A 13,930-nucleotide genomic window follows, 5' to 3' on the forward strand; every position below is an offset into this window, starting at 1 on the left:
AAACGCCAAGCCGCGTTTGCGCGTTGCTGTTATCCGGATTCGGATGTCAGTTACGGACCGCGGACATGGACCCGCATATCAGACACTGGAAAGTTGCGATCGAGCGCTTTTGCGCGGCGCCGGATCCCGACTACCGCGAGATGGCCAAAATGATCGCGGAGATCGCCGCGACCGACATCGACGAGACGCTGCGGCATGCGGCCGCACAGGTGCTGCCGATCCTGCGCCAGGCGGCGCTGAGATCGGCTGACCGCCGCACCAAATCGATGGCACTGCGCCGTCTCGGCATCATCAGCGATGCACTGCATATGCTGTCGGCGCCGCGGTTTGGCCAGCGCGGCCTGGTGCCGAAGGCGCTGACGCAGGAGGAGCAGTACCGGCAATTGCTCGGCCTGCCGTTGGGTCGCCGCCTCGCTGCGACCGAAGTCCAGCAGGCTTTCAAGCGCGCGGCCAAGACGGTGCATCCCGACGGCGGCGGCAACGGCGCGGCATTCCTCGAACTCGCCGCCGCGCGTGACGCCCTGATCAAGCATCACTGACGCTGGATGGCGTCATATCTGACAGCACAAGGACGGACGCCGCGCTGTTGCCGCGTGTCCGCCCTGTGCGTGATCGAATGGCGTTCGCTCAGAACGCGCAGGTGCCGTTGTTCAGGAGGCCGGTCTTGTAGCTGAACGCAGCGTCGAAGGTCGGCAGCTCCTCGCTGACGATGGAGAAGTTCGCCGGCCACGGCGTGGTCGGGATGCTCTGGTCCCAGATCTGGCAGAAGCCGGTGTCCTGCCAGCGGATCAGATGATAGGGCGTGGCGCTTGCCGGGCTTGCCGCAGCAAGCACGGACACGGTGGCGGCAATGGCGGCACAGGCAATCGCAAGACGACGCATGGGAAATCTCCGGTTTGAAAAATGAATGCTCCACGGGCAATCCTGGAGCTCAGGGGCCGATCGCCCCGGACATGCAGTGAGTATTGCAACCCCGGGAACAGGTTCAACACCGGTGGTGCGAAAGCACCCGTCAACAAATCGGCCATCGCTGTGCCAAATTGCGCCTGTTTACGCGCTTGCTACAGTCGGAGCATCGCGATTCGCAGCCGTGTCACGACGCGAGCAAATCGACGAGAGCAAATCGACGTGAGTAAATCCTGGGGAGACCACACATGAAACCTTCATCCACCCTGCGTGCTGCGCTTGTCGCGCTGCTGGCGTTCACCGGCCTTGCGTTCTCTTCCGCGGCCCGCGCCGACAGCGGCTTCGTGACGCTCACGATCTACAAGGCCGGATGGATCATCGGCGGCTCCGGCGGCAGCGGCGTGTTGACCTTCCGCGGCCGCTCCTACCGGCTCTCCACCGGCGGCCTCGACTACGGACTGGTGTTCGGCGGCTCCAAGACCGTGCTGCGCGGCCGGGTCAGCAACATCAACCGTCCGTCCGACGTTGCCGGCGTCTACGGTGCGGCCGGCGCGGGGCTTGCCGTCGGCCGCGGGGCACGCGCGATCGTGCTCACCAATCAGAAGGGCGCGGTGCTCGAATTGACCGGCCATCAGGTCGGTCTGATGGCCAACGCCGATCTGAGCGGCCTTGCGATCACGATGCGGTAGCGCATTTCGTTCAGTTTATCCCCGTCATCCTGAGGAGCGCGTCTTCGCGCGTCTCGAAGGATGCACGGCCCGGCTGGTGGCCAATTCATCCTTCGAGGCTCGCCGAAGTGGCTCGCACCTCCAGCGACAATGGCATAGCCATTGCGCAGGGACGACGGGGACAGCTAGTCTAAAGCGTTGAGTGTGCGAAGCCGCAAGGCCGTGCCGGCACCGGCCGGGGCAAAGCCGCGTTCACCTGAACAGATGCAGCGCGGCGTATTGCAGCAGCATGATGGTCTTGGCGTCGACGATGCGGCCGTCGCTGATCATGGCGAGCGCGTCGTCGATCGAGAGCTCGAGCACCTCGATGTCTTCGCCCTCGTCGGCGAGCCCGCCGCCGTCACCGATGCGCATCGCGGCATCGTATTCGGCGACGAAGCAATGCAGCTTCTCTGTCACGGCGCCCGGAGACGTGAAAGCCTCGAACACCTTGCGCACATGCGCGAGCCGGTAGCCGATCTCTTCCTCCGCTTCGGCGCGGATGCGTGCTTCCGGCTCGGCATCGTCGAGCATGCCGGCGGCAACCTCGATCAGCAGATCGTCATAACCGTTGGCGAAAGCGGGGAAGCGGAACTGGCGCACCAGCACGACGCAGCGGGTCGTCAGATTGTAGGGCAACAGCGCCGCGCCGTTGCCGCGATCGTAGACCTCGCGCACCTGGGTCTGCCATTCGCCGTTGGCGCGCCGGTAGTCGAACGTCGCGCTCTTCAGCTCGTAGCGGCGCTTCGAAAGCAGCTCGACGTGCTTGACGCGAACGCGGTCGGCGATGCTCATGCGTCGGCCCTCAGCCCTCTCACGGCGTCGCTTCGCGCCCGTCGAGCCATTTGGCCAGCATCACCGAGGTCGACTCGTCATAGCCGAGCGATTGGTAGAACGCGCCGGCCTTGGCGTTCTCCCGCCGCACCAGCAGTTGCAGCTTCGGCACGCCGGCGGCGCGCAGCCAGTCCTCGGCCGCCGCCATGATGGTGCGGCCAAGCCCCTTGCCCTGGCGGTTGGGATCGACCGCGACGTAATAGACCCAGCCGCGATGACCGTCGTGGCCGACCATCGCGGTCGCCACGATCGCATTGGCGTCGCGGCCGACCAGCACGGCTGAATTCGGTCCGCGCCGCGCCAGCGCGATGTCGGCAGCAGGATCGTTCCATGGCCGCGTCAGGCCGCAGGCCTGCCACAGCGCGACGACATCGGCGATGTCGTTATCGGTGATCTCAGCAATGGCGAGGGAGGCAGAGGAGGAGGGCATCGTCGCCTGCGCGGTCACAGCACCTTGCCCGGGTTCATGATGCCGAGCGGATCGAGCATCGCCTTGACCTGCCGCATCAGCTCGATCGCGACCTTATCCTTGACGTCAGGCAATTCGTCGCGCTTGAGCACGCCGATGCCGTGCTCGGCCGAGATCGAGCCGCCCATCCGCAGCACGATCTCGAACACGACGGCATTCACGTCGTGCCAGCGCGCCAGGAAGTCGGCCGCATTGGCGCCGACCGGCTGGCTGACATTGTAGTGGATGTTGCCGTCGCCGAGATGGCCGAACGGCACCGGCCGCGAACCGGGGATCAGCTTCACCACGGCAGCATTGGCTTCCTCGATGAAGGCGGGCACGGCTGCGACGGGCACCGAGATGTCGTGTTTGATCGAGCCGCCTTCCGGCTTTTGCGCCGCCGACATCTCGTCGCGCAGCTTCCAGAACGCCTGGCGCTGGCTCAGATTGGCGGCGATGACAGCGTCATCGACGATGCCGTCCTCCATGCCCTGGGCCAGGATAGCCTCCAGCGTGTCGCGTGCATCGTCGCGCGACGACGACAATTCCATCAGCACGTACCAGGGGTGCTTGCTCTCAAGCGGATCGCGGATATCGATGCCGTGGCGGATCGAGAAGTCGACCGCGACGTCGGCGAGCAGCTCGAAGCTCGTCAACGCACCGGCCGCTTGATCGCGCGAGATCGACAGCAGCTTGAGTGCGGCCGCCGGTGAAGCCAAGCCGACATAGGCGGTCTCGACCGCACGCGGCCGCGGAAACAGCTTTAGCGTGGCCGCGGTAATGATGCCGAGCGTGCCTTCGGCGCCGATGAAGAGGTTGCGCAAATCGTAGCCGGTGTTGTCCTTTTTCAGCTTCGACAGCGCGTTCAGCACACGGCCGTCAGCCAGCACGACTTCGACCCCGAGCGCCATTTCGCGCGCCACGCCATAGGCAAGGGCTCCGGTGCCGCCGGCATTGGTCGAGAGGTTGCCGCCGATCGTGCAGCTGCCTTCTGCGCCGAGCGACAGCGGAAACAGCCGGTCGACCTCGACTGCCTTCTGCTGCGCGACCTGCAGCACCACGCCGGCCTCGCAGGTCATGGTGTTGGATTCGACATCGATATCGCGGATCTTGTCGAGACGCCGCAGCGAGACCACGACCTCGCCATTGTGCGGCGTCTGGCCGCCGACCAGGCCGGTATTGCCGCCCTGCGGCACCAGCGCGATCCTGTGCTCGGTCGCAAGCTTGCAGATCGCAGCGACCTCGGCGGTCGAACCCGGGCGCAGCACCAGCGGCGAGCGGCCGTGGAACAGGTCGCGTTCCTCGGTGACGTAAGGCTTGATGTCGGCAGCATCGGTCACCGTATATTTCGCGCCGACGATGGCGCGGAATTTTTCAAGCAATTCGGGCGGAAGCGGCGGCACCGCTGATTGGACGATGTTCATTTTTTCTTGGTCTTTCACTCAGTCGGGGATCTTTGCCTAAGCATGCCCTTCGCGCAAACGCTTCGCGTTTGTCGCGAGGGAAAACCGGTTCCCGCTTGGCGCCAACGCGGCCGTTCCGGTCCGGGTCATGCTTGTTACCGCCCAACGGCTGCGCGGCGCAGCCGGTCATCGATGGCTTCGCCCAATCCCTCCTCGGGAATCGGCGTCACCGCGATCGCATCCGCGTTTCTCTTGTCGAGGGTGCGAAGGTAGCCGAACAGATTGGCGGCGGCCTCGGCAAGATCGCCGCGCTCGGACAGGTTCATCTCCACGGAGGCGCATTCGCGCCGCGCGACCTTCGCCGGCCCGAACGACAGCAAGGCTTCACCGACATGGACGTCGCTGGCATTGAGCCGGACCGGTGTCCGCGGTGCGTAGTGCGAGGCGAGCATGCCGGGGGCAACCGGCTGGGCGTCGCTTTCCGCGTCTTGCGGCGGCGACTGCAAGGGCTGGCCGAGCACGCGCTCGATCTCTGCGCGCGTCAGCCCGCCCGGTCGCAGCAGCACCGGATCGGAGAAGCAGCCGACGATGGTGGATTCGACGCCGACCTCGACCGGCCCGCCGTCGACGATCAGGTCGATGCGGCCCGCCAGATCGCCGTTCACATGCTCGGCGGTGGTTGGCGAGACGTGGCCGGAGAGATTGGCCGACGGCGCTACCACGGCACCGCCGAAAGCCTTGATGATGTCGCGCGCCACCTTGTGGGCCGGGATGCGTATGGCGACCGTGTCGAGCCCGGCGGTCGCGAGTTCCGCAACCGGGCAGGACAGCGCCTTCGGCAGCACCAGGGTCAGGGGACCCGGCCAGAACGCGTCCGCCAATCGCAGGGCCTGCCCATTGAACAGGGCAATCCGGCGGGCGGCGCCCAGATCGGCGACATGGGCAATCAGGGGATTGAAGGCCGGCCGGCCCTTGGCCTCGTAAAGCCGGGCGATCGCGGCGGCGTTACCGGCATCGGCGCCGAGGCCATAAACCGTCTCGGTCGGAAACGCCACCAGGCCGCCCTCGGCCAAGACCCCGGCGGCGGTCGCCGTGGCGGCGGCGCCTGCGGACAAAACGTGCGTTTTCAGACCTGTATCCACTGTGACTAGATTCCTCAATTGGGTGGCTCGTGGTCCCTTGCGGTCCCCGAAACCCGACGCTATAAGCCGGCCCTCAGTCGGAGTGTGGCTCAGCCCGGTAGAGCACTGCGTTCGGGACGCAGGGGTCGCAGGTTCGAATCCTGCCACTCCGACCATTCTTTCAAGCACTTATAGTTTCTGTGTTTTTCGTGCGCAACGACATGCGCATCGATTTGAAGCGCGGCTGCCATGTCGGTCGATTTCGGGACGCCTGTCTCTGATATCGGCGATTCGGGACCATTGGAGCGCGCGAGGGAAGCGGCCCCTGACGTGAAATTGCGTAGCACGTCACCAAGCACCACACGGTCTCCCTTCGGATCTCTCGGCTGATCCTGTCCGACATCAAAGCACGAATAGGCCGCCGCGAGTAGTGCTCAGCTTGCCGGCGCAGATACCTGTCAGGGGTTGCCGACCTCAAAGGCCAGCAGAACGTTGCCGGGCAGGCCGCTCCATTGTGCGTAGCCGGAATTGACGTACAGCATGCCGTCGACGACGACCGGGCCGGGTCCGTCCATGGCGCCGCCGCGAGCCGCAACTCCGTTGACCGTGGTGTAGTCGCGGGCGGTGTCGATCTCCCACAGCAGTCGTGCGTCATCGGTCGCGTAGGCGCGCAGGAAGCCGCTCACGCCGCCCGAGAAGACGACGCCGGGAATGGCGGTGACCGCCGCGGAGAGCGCGGGACTGCACTGCGGGCGGTCGCCACAGGCCACCGGCGCGACCTGCATCGCGATCTTCCCGGTCGCAAGATCGAGCCCGAACAGGCCGCCACCTTCGCTTGAATTCAGACGTCGCGTGCCGTCCCTTAGAAATCGTACGTCCGAATTGGCGACATAGATTTGGTCCTGGTCGGAGGCGGAACCCCACTCGGTCCCGCCCAACGCACCACCCTTGCCGATCCGCGTCTGCCACAGGATCTTGCCCTCATGATCGGGGTCGAGCGCGTGGACCACGCCGGATTTCTGGCCGATCACCAGCACGCGCTGTCCATCACGCAGGCTCACCAGGATCGGCGATTGGCCGAAGTCATGGTCGGGGCCGCGGTCTTCCGGGCAATTGCTCTGATCGGTGCCGAAGCACGCAACGACGAAGCTGTCCTTCGGTGTGGCCTGCTGATGCCACAGCATTCGGCCGGTCGTGAGATCGAACGCGAGGATGGCATCGCTTGTGTCGGTTGCCGGGTCGGCATAGCTGTTCGAGGTCGCGATATAGAGCGCCTGGCGCTGCACATCGATCGTCGGCGCGGACCAGACCGACGCGCCGGCCGGACCGAACAGCTGGGTCCCGAGGGCGTTCGCCCGTGTCGGATGCGGTGCCTCGGGAATCGTATAGGCCTTCCAGATCTGCGCGCCGGTCTCGGCCTTCAGCGCAACGACGCTGCCGCGAAACGTACAGCACTGGTAGGTGGGGCGAGATCCGATGGCCTCCTCGATCGATGAAACCCCGACATAGACGGCGCCGGAATAGAACACTGGCGCACCGGTTATCCGGGCCGCCACATGATCGTCGACCTTGCTCTTCCAGATCAGCTTGCCGGTCGCGGCATTCAGGGCGTAGACGTTGGCGCGCACATCACCAAAGAAGATGGCAGGCTGGCCGTTGTCCAGCGGGGCAAAGCTGATGGCCGTCCGCACCGGCGCCTCGGTCGGAAACTCCCAGCGCGTGCAGCCGCTTTTGGCGTCGAGGGCGTGGACCTTACGGTCGCCGCCACCGACGAACAGCAAGCCGCCGACCACAGCCGGCTGCGCGTTGGCGTTGGACGTGTCAGGAAATCCGAACGCCCATTTCAGACGCAGCCGCGGGACCTGGTCTTGCGCGAGGCTGGCCATTGCCGCCGGCTGAAACCGGCTGTTGTTGATATCCGCGCCCCAACCGTTCCACCGCGGCCCGTCGATCGGCGTCGGAAAGCCGGTCTCGTTCTGCGCGCATTGGCCCGCGCTCTCGGTTGCCGCGAGCGACGCGGCCTTTCCCGTGACGAGTGAGGCGATCGCCGCACGCTCGTCGCTGGTCAGTCCCTGCGCGAAGGATGCCATCGGGCCCGTGGTGATCGCACCAAGCACCTCGTCGAACGATCTGGATTGCAGCGCGGTGCGGCTCGGCGCGCGAACAGCCGCGTTGCTGCTGTCGTGACATTGCGCACAGCGTTGCGCGTAGAGATCGGCACCGGCTTGCTGCGCCGCGGCGGGCAGGCAAGACGAGATCAGGGCGACGGCAATCGCGGCACTCAGTTTCATCGTGATTCACCGGCGTTGGCTTTGATGAAGAGAGCAATTGCAGCTTAGCACAACCTTTCGGCTGCCATCGTGCCTGGCGGAGGCCGGCCGCACGTATGGCGGTGCAGGATCCGATCGCCGCCTTCAATTTCGAGCGCCCGCCGGCGCGATCTCCCATTGACAGTTCGGTCGATGTGATAGAATTATAACAAGATAAGTTGCAAAAATAACAATATGTCACCATCGTACCAGCGCCTCGCGCGGGCGACGGGAGGAAAATTTGGAATTGTCCGGTTCGATCGCAGCCGAGCCTCGGCCGTCGACGGCGCTGTTGATGGTCGGTGGCATCAACAAACGCTTCGGCGGCGTGCGGGCGTTGCGCGACGTCAACCTCGAGGTCCGGGCCGGCGAGGTGCACGCGCTGCTGGGCGAGAACGGGGCCGGCAAGTCCACGCTGATCAAGATCCTTAGTGGTGTCCACGCGGCCGACAGCGGCACGATCGAGATCGCCGGCAAACCAGCTACGTTCGACAGTCCGGCTAGATCGCGCGAGGCAGGCATCGCCGTCGTCTATCAGGACCTCAGTCTCGTCGAGTTGCTGAGCGTCGCCGACAATCTGTTGCTCGGCCGCGAGCCGCGTACGCGGTTCGGCTTTGTCCGCAAGCGCGAACTGATGGCCAGGGCCGGGGCGTTCCTGAGCGAGCTCGGCATTCCCCTCGATACCAAGGCAGCAGTCGGCTCGCTGCCGTTCGCCTACCGCCAGATGACCGAGATCGCCAAGGCACTGATGGGCGAGGTGCGCCTGTTGATCCTCGATGAACCGACATCGTCCCTGACTTCGGATGAAGTTCGTATCCTGTTCGACGCGATCGGCAAGGCGACGCGCCGCGGCGTCGGCGTGATCTATGTGACGCATCGGCTCAACGAGGTGTTCGAGATCTCGCAGCGTGTCACGGTGCTCCGCGACGGCGCCAATGCCGGCACGTTCGTCACCGCCGAGACCGACATGAAGCGGCTGGTGAACGCCATCATCGGCACCGATCGATTGGCGCCCGCGGCGTCGCGCGCCGAATCTGCAGTTGCGCGTTCATTCGATCTGTCGCCGGTTCTGTCGCTGTCGGGCGTGTCCAACGACCGCCTGTCGGCCGTCGAATTGTCCGTGATGAAGGGTGAGATCCACGGCCTTGCCGGATTGATCGGCAGCGGACGTACCGAGGTCCTGGAGACGATCTTCGGTCTTCGGCCGGTCGACAGCGGCACATGCCTGATCGACGGCCGGCCATGGCTGCCGAGGAGCCCGGCCGATGCGATCGCGCATGGCGTCGCGCTGGTGCCGGAAGACCGGCACGTGCAGGGCCTGGTGCTGGATCATTCGATCGAGCGCAACATCACCTTGCCGCGGATTCCGCATTTCTCGCGCTGGGGCTTCATGCAGCAGCGCGCCGCCGCCCGGCGTGCCGACGCTGCGGTGGCGAGGTTATCGGTGAAGGCGCAAGGCGCCTCGAGCCTCGTCAGGACATTGTCCGGCGGCAACCAGCAGAAGGTCGTGTTCGGAAAATGGAATGATCCGCGGCCGCGCGTGCTGCTGCTGGACGAGCCGACGGTCGGCGTCGACGTCGGCGCGCGCGAGGAGATCTACGGCGTGATCAGGAATGCCGCCCGCGACGGCACCGGCGTCCTGGTGGTCTCGTCGGACCTCGTCGAACTGATCGAGCTCTGCGACCGCATCTCCGTGATCGTCGATGGACGCGTGGCGCGAACGCTGGTGCGCGGGGAGATCGATGATGCCGAAGAGCTCCATCATCTGCTGCAGATCTACCAGGCTTCCGAACAAGGTGTATTGCAAGAGCTGCCCGCATGACCGAACTGACCGCGCCCAACCTCGTCGCCTCATCGACCCGATCCGATCGACGCCGCAAGCTGCTGCAGAATCTGCTGCGGGGCGAGCGGCCCTACATGCTGTACATCGCCTTCGTGGTGCTGCTGGTCGTGTTCAGCCTGTCCTCGCCCTGGTTCCTGTCGGTCGACAATTTCCTGAACATCGGACGCCAGACCACACTGGTCTCGATCATCGCGGTCGGCATGACCTTTGTGATCATCGCGCGCCAGATCGATCTGTCGGTCGCATCGACATTGGCGCTGTCGGGCATGGCCGCGGCGCTCGCGATGAGTCAGATCAACAACAGCTGGATCGTCGGCGCTGTTGCCGGGCTCGGCACGGGCGCGCTGGTCGGGCTGCTCAACGGCATCCTGACCACGCAGCTCTCGATCCCGTCGTTCCTGGTGACGCTGGGTTCACTGAGCATGGCGCGCGGTTTGGCGATGATGGTGACCAATACCAAGCCTGTCATCATCACCAACGAGACCTACTTTGCGATCTTCGGCGAAGGCTCGTTCCTGGGCATACCGGTTCCGATCGCCTGGACGCTGGTGGCGATGATCGTCGGCATCCTGCTGCTGCACTATAACGTGTTCGGCCGCCGCATCTATGCGGTCGGCGGCAATCCGACCGCGGCGCTGTATTCCGGCATCAACACCAAGTGGGTGACGACCGCGGCCTTTGTGCTGACCGGCGCGCTGGCCGGGCTCGCGGCGCTGGTGCTGTCCGCGCGCTCGCACGCCGCGCGGCCCGACGTCGTGCAGGGCATGGAGCTCGACGTCATCGCCGCCGTGATCCTCGGTGGTTGCAGCCTGTTCGGCGGGCGCGGCTACATCCTGGGGACGCTGTTCGGCAGCCTCATCATCGGCACACTCAACAACGGCCTCGTGCTGCTCGGCGTCAGCTCGCCGCTGCAGCTCGTCATCAAGGGAGCGATCATCGTGGCCGCGGTCGCCTTCACGAAACGCTAGAGCACGACGGTGCAGCGCATGGGCCGCAAGGTCAGGCGTTGCAAGGGTAGGGCAAGGTCGCCGGCCTCCGGTCAATCGGCGACCAAAACGGGAGGAAACAATGAAGCCGATCTTGCGACAAACCCTGCCGCTGACCGCGTTGATCGCGGCGATGGCCATTTCGATCGCCGCCTCGGCCCGCGCCGAAGTGCCTGCAACCTGCGTCAAGGGCGTCGATCTCGCGACGCTTGGACCGAAATCGATCGTCGGTCAGGGGCCGCACGGCGAGAAGGCCGCCTCGCCCGAGGTGCTGGCGCTGTCGGACGCCGACGCCGCCAAGATCAGGGAGAAGCATTTCAAGGTCGGCATCTCCATGCAGACCGTCGATCTCGACTGGGCGCAACTGCAGATCCAGGGCATCACCGACACGCTGAAGAAGTATGGTGTCACCGTCACCGGCGTCGCGTCCGCCGAATATCAGGTCGACAAGCAGATCGCCGACATCGAGAATACCATCCAGCAGCATCCGGATGGCATCATCTCGATCCCGGTCGATTTCACCGCGACCGCGCCGACCTACAAGAAGATCGCCAAGGCCGGCATCAAGCTCGTGCTGATGGACAGCATTCCGACCGGACTAAAGCATCCCGAGGAATATGCGTCCATGATCTCCGCGGACAGCCAGGGCAACGGCCTGATCGCGGCCCAGATCCTGGCGTCCTGCGTCGCGCAGGGCGGCACCATCGGCCTCGTCAATTTCGGCGTCGATTATTTCAGCACCAACGAGCGCACCAAGGGCGTCCGTGAGTGGATGCAGAAGAACCGCCCGGACATCAAGATGAAGCAGGTCGACTTCACCGACCCGCCGAAAGTGTCGCAGATCGCGGGCGATTTCCTCACCGGCAATCCTGATATCAAGGGCCTGTTCGCGGTCTGGGACCAGCCGGCGCTCGATACGCTGAGCTCGATGCGCGCGCAGGGCATCGACATTCCGGTCACCACCGTCGACCTCGGCCTGCAATCGGCGATCGAGATTGCCAAGGGCGGACCGCTGAAGGCGACCGGATCGCAGCGCCCCTATGATCAGGGTGTCGCGGAAGCGATGGCCATGATGAACGCGCTGCTCGGCAAGGAAACGCCGGGCTGGATCGGTGTGCAGTCGCTGCCGGTGACGCAGTCCAACGTGCTGGAATCCTACAAGACGGTGTTCAAGAAGGAGCCGCCGCCGGAGCTGACCGACGCCTGCAACAAGGCGAAGCCTGCCTGCAACTGAGCCGCAGGAGTTCGATGTGTGGTCACGCGAGCCCGCGCATCGTGAGCAGCCTGATCCGGGCGTGCCAGCCCCCGCTCGGATCAGGTTGCGCTGGTCACGTATTCTACGGGGAGGCTCCGGAAGTGCTTGCGCATGTCCGCTGACGCCGCGCCGCCGACGATGATGCGAGAGAACGCGCCGATATCGGAGAAGAATGCCGACTTGAGGCTGCCGAGCTTGCTGGCGTCGATCACCAGGATGCTCTCCATCGCGGTCTCGATGACGGCCTGCTTGACGGCGACCTCGTGAAAATTCGAGCAGCTCGCGCCGCGGGTCCAGTGTACGCCGCCCGCGGAGATGAAGGCCTTGTTGATGCCGAGCCGCCGCAGATAGGACAGGCCGTCGTCCGACGCAAAGGACTGCGACGACGGATGGTAGAGGCCGCCCATCAGCATCACCTGCGTGGCCGGCCGGCGCGTCACGATCGACGCCACGTTCATCGAATAGCAGATCACCGAAAGCGGCAGGTCCTCCGGCAGGCAGTCCGCCAGCGACTGCATCGTCGTGCCGCAATCGATGAAGATCGTATCGCCTTCCTTGATCGAGGCCGCGGCAGACCGGCAGGCGAGACGCTTGTCCTGGGTGTGCTGATCGATCTCCTGCTCGAACGTGTACTTGACCCCGGTCGGCGACGCCGCATTGACGACGTACCCGCCGAGCAGCGCCAGCGCGGCGTCCGGCCCGGCGAGATCGCGCCGGACCGTCATTTCGGAAACCTTGAGGAGCTCGGCGGCGTCCTTCAGATGCAGCGTGCCGCTCGATTCGACGGCGCGGCGCAGCCTCTGCAGGCGCTGCACGCGCGTCTCGCTTGGTCGTGCGTTCGATGTTTCAGCCATTTTGATCGCCGGGCTTGCTTATCCGATTGACAATGATCTTACAATGTTGTGAGTTTATCAACGTCGATTTGTTACAATAATAACATCCAGTCCGGCGGGCTGATCGAGGGTCGGGGACGGTGTCGTCCTCAGGCAGTCGGCAAACCCCGCGGCAAGGTCAGGGGGAGGATCACATGTTGCGATCGACACATTCAGTCTATCTGGCGATCTCGTCGATTCGCGAGGACCGCACGGCGCCTCCATGACGCAGAGCGTCTTCATACAGGATCCGTCCCCATTGGCCGCGCAGCCGCCTTCCCCGGGCGGCGGGCATCAGCTCCCGCGCAACAGCGGCCGCGCGCTCGAGATGGATTGGGTCGACGAGATCAGGATCAATCTGTCGGCCGCTGAACGCCGCGTTGCGAGCCTGCCGGGCCGGCGCACGGTCAAGAAAGACGCTCAGGCGGCGTGGCTTCTCAAGGCGATCACCTGCATCGACCTGACGACGCTCAATGGCGACGATACGACCGAACGGGTGAAGCGCCTCTGCGCCAAGGCCAAAGCGCCGGTGCGCGGCGACCTTCTCGAGCGGCTCGGCTTTGCCGGCCGCGAGCTGCATACCGGCGCGGTCTGTGTCTACCATCGGTTCGTGGCGGCGGCCGTCGAAGCGCTCGATGGATTCGGCATCCCGGTCGCCGCGGTCTCGACCGGATTTCCCGCAGGCCTTGTGCCGCACGATCTGAAGCTGAAGGAGATCGAAGCGTCGGTCCGCGACGGCGCGCAGGAGATCGACATCGTCATCACGCGCGAGCATGTGCTGACCGGCGATTGGCGGGCGCTTTACGCCGAGGTGCAGGATTTCCGCGCCGCCTGCGGCGACGCGCATCTGAAGACGATCCTGGCCACCGGCGATCTCAAGACGCTGCGCAATGTCGCCAAGGCGTCGATGGTCTGCATGATGGCCGGCGCCGATTTCATCAAGACCTCCACCGGCAAGGAAGGCGTCAACGCGACGCTGCCGGTGACGCTCGCGATGCTGCGGATGATCCGCGTCTATCAGGAGCGCACCGGCTACCAGATCGGCTTCAAGCCGGCCGGCGGAATCTCGACGGCAAAGGACGTGCTCAACTATCAGTTCCTGATGAAGGAGGAACTGGGCCGCGACTGGCTCGAGCCGGACCTGTTCCGTATCGGCGCCTCCAGCCTGCTCGCCGATATCGAGCGGCAGCTCGAGCATCACGTGACCGGCCACTACTCGGCTTTCAACCGCCACCCCGTGGGATGA

13 protein-coding genes and 1 tRNA gene are annotated in these 13,930 nt (G+C 65.0%); 7 read left to right on the plus strand and 7 right to left on the minus strand.

The features are described from left to right. The first annotated feature begins 65 nt into the window (after positions 1 to 65). On the plus strand, positions 66 to 539 hold the full coding sequence (locus ACSKB9_RS34020; protein ID WP_438078643.1) for a hypothetical protein: 474 nt from the start codon (positions 66 to 68) through the stop codon (positions 537 to 539). A gap of 88 nt (positions 540 to 627) precedes the next feature. On the opposite strand, the gene ACSKB9_RS34025 is transcribed toward ACSKB9_RS34020, so the two are convergent. After that, positions 628 to 882 carry a hypothetical protein gene (locus ACSKB9_RS34025; RefSeq protein ID WP_225160034.1) on the minus strand — a complete coding sequence of 85 codons (255 nt, stop codon included), beginning with the start codon at positions 880 to 882 and terminating at the stop codon, positions 628 to 630. A 272-nt stretch (positions 883 to 1,154) separates the two neighbouring features. On the opposite strand from ACSKB9_RS34025, the gene ACSKB9_RS34030 reads away from it, so the two are divergent. Further along, complete coding sequence (locus tag ACSKB9_RS34030; protein ID WP_092087297.1) at positions 1,155 to 1,595, plus strand: hypothetical protein; 441 nt, start codon at positions 1,155 to 1,157, stop codon at positions 1,593 to 1,595. Positions 1,596 to 1,826: 231 nt separating this feature from the next. On the opposite strand, the gene ACSKB9_RS34035 is transcribed toward ACSKB9_RS34030, so the two are convergent. The 4 genes from ACSKB9_RS34035 to ACSKB9_RS34050 form a co-directional block, all read right to left on the minus strand. After that, positions 1,827 to 2,408 carry a GDP-mannose pyrophosphatase gene (locus ACSKB9_RS34035; protein ID WP_438078646.1) on the minus strand — a complete coding sequence of 194 codons (582 nt, stop codon included), beginning with the start codon at positions 2,406 to 2,408 and terminating at the stop codon, positions 1,827 to 1,829. Between the two features lie 19 nt (positions 2,409 to 2,427). Beyond that, on the minus strand, positions 2,428 to 2,877 hold the full coding sequence (locus tag ACSKB9_RS34040) for a GNAT family acetyltransferase (RefSeq protein WP_035632483.1): 450 nt from the start codon (positions 2,875 to 2,877) through the stop codon (positions 2,428 to 2,430). 14 nt (positions 2,878 to 2,891) lie between these two features. Beyond that, entirely contained in the window at positions 2,892 to 4,319 is a 1,428-nt protein-coding gene (locus ACSKB9_RS34045; protein WP_438078648.1) for an FAD-binding oxidoreductase, read from the minus strand. A gap of 134 nt (positions 4,320 to 4,453) precedes the next feature. After that, complete coding sequence (locus tag ACSKB9_RS34050) at positions 4,454 to 5,440, minus strand: L-threonylcarbamoyladenylate synthase (RefSeq protein WP_438078650.1); 987 nt, start codon at positions 5,438 to 5,440, stop codon at positions 4,454 to 4,456. 78 nt (positions 5,441 to 5,518) lie between these two features. Here ACSKB9_RS34050 and ACSKB9_RS34055 point away from each other — a divergent pair. Beyond that, a tRNA-Pro gene (locus tag ACSKB9_RS34055) sits at positions 5,519 to 5,595 on the plus strand. Between the two features lie 282 nt (positions 5,596 to 5,877). Here ACSKB9_RS34055 and ACSKB9_RS34060 read toward each other — a convergent pair. Next, on the minus strand, positions 5,878 to 7,710 hold the full coding sequence (locus ACSKB9_RS34060; RefSeq protein WP_438078652.1) for an outer membrane protein assembly factor BamB family protein: 1,833 nt from the start codon (positions 7,708 to 7,710) through the stop codon (positions 5,878 to 5,880). A gap of 259 nt (positions 7,711 to 7,969) precedes the next feature. On the opposite strand from ACSKB9_RS34060, the gene ACSKB9_RS34065 reads away from it, so the two are divergent. From ACSKB9_RS34065 to ACSKB9_RS34075, 3 genes are all read left to right on the plus strand, one after another. Next, on the plus strand, positions 7,970 to 9,550 hold the full coding sequence (locus ACSKB9_RS34065; RefSeq protein ID WP_438078654.1) for a sugar ABC transporter ATP-binding protein: 1,581 nt from the start codon (positions 7,970 to 7,972) through the stop codon (positions 9,548 to 9,550). Next, the gene (locus ACSKB9_RS34070; RefSeq protein ID WP_092083818.1) at positions 9,547 to 10,539 is read left to right on the plus strand and encodes an ABC transporter permease; all 993 of its coding nucleotides are present in this window, start codon (positions 9,547 to 9,549) and stop codon (positions 10,537 to 10,539) included. The genes ACSKB9_RS34065 and ACSKB9_RS34070 overlap by 4 nt, the downstream gene beginning before the upstream one ends. Positions 10,540 to 10,639: 100 nt before the next feature. Continuing rightward, positions 10,640 to 11,791, plus strand: coding sequence for a substrate-binding domain-containing protein (locus ACSKB9_RS34075; RefSeq protein WP_438078656.1), 1,152 nt, complete (start codon positions 10,640 to 10,642; stop codon positions 11,789 to 11,791). An 80-nt stretch (positions 11,792 to 11,871) separates the two neighbouring features. On the opposite strand, the gene ACSKB9_RS34080 is transcribed toward ACSKB9_RS34075, so the two are convergent. Continuing rightward, a complete protein-coding gene (locus ACSKB9_RS34080; protein ID WP_438078658.1) occupies positions 11,872 to 12,627 on the minus strand; it encodes a DeoR/GlpR family DNA-binding transcription regulator in 756 nt (251 codons plus the stop codon). A 280-nt stretch (positions 12,628 to 12,907) separates the two neighbouring features. On the opposite strand from ACSKB9_RS34080, the gene deoC reads away from it, so the two are divergent. Continuing rightward, positions 12,908 to 13,930 carry a deoxyribose-phosphate aldolase gene (gene deoC / locus ACSKB9_RS34085; RefSeq protein ID WP_438078660.1) on the plus strand — a complete coding sequence of 341 codons (1,023 nt, stop codon included), beginning with the start codon at positions 12,908 to 12,910 and terminating at the stop codon, positions 13,928 to 13,930.

Source organism: Bradyrhizobium sp. BR 1433, assembly GCF_051547665.1.
Taxonomy (GTDB): domain Bacteria; phylum Pseudomonadota; class Alphaproteobacteria; order Rhizobiales; family Xanthobacteraceae; genus Bradyrhizobium; species Bradyrhizobium australafricanum.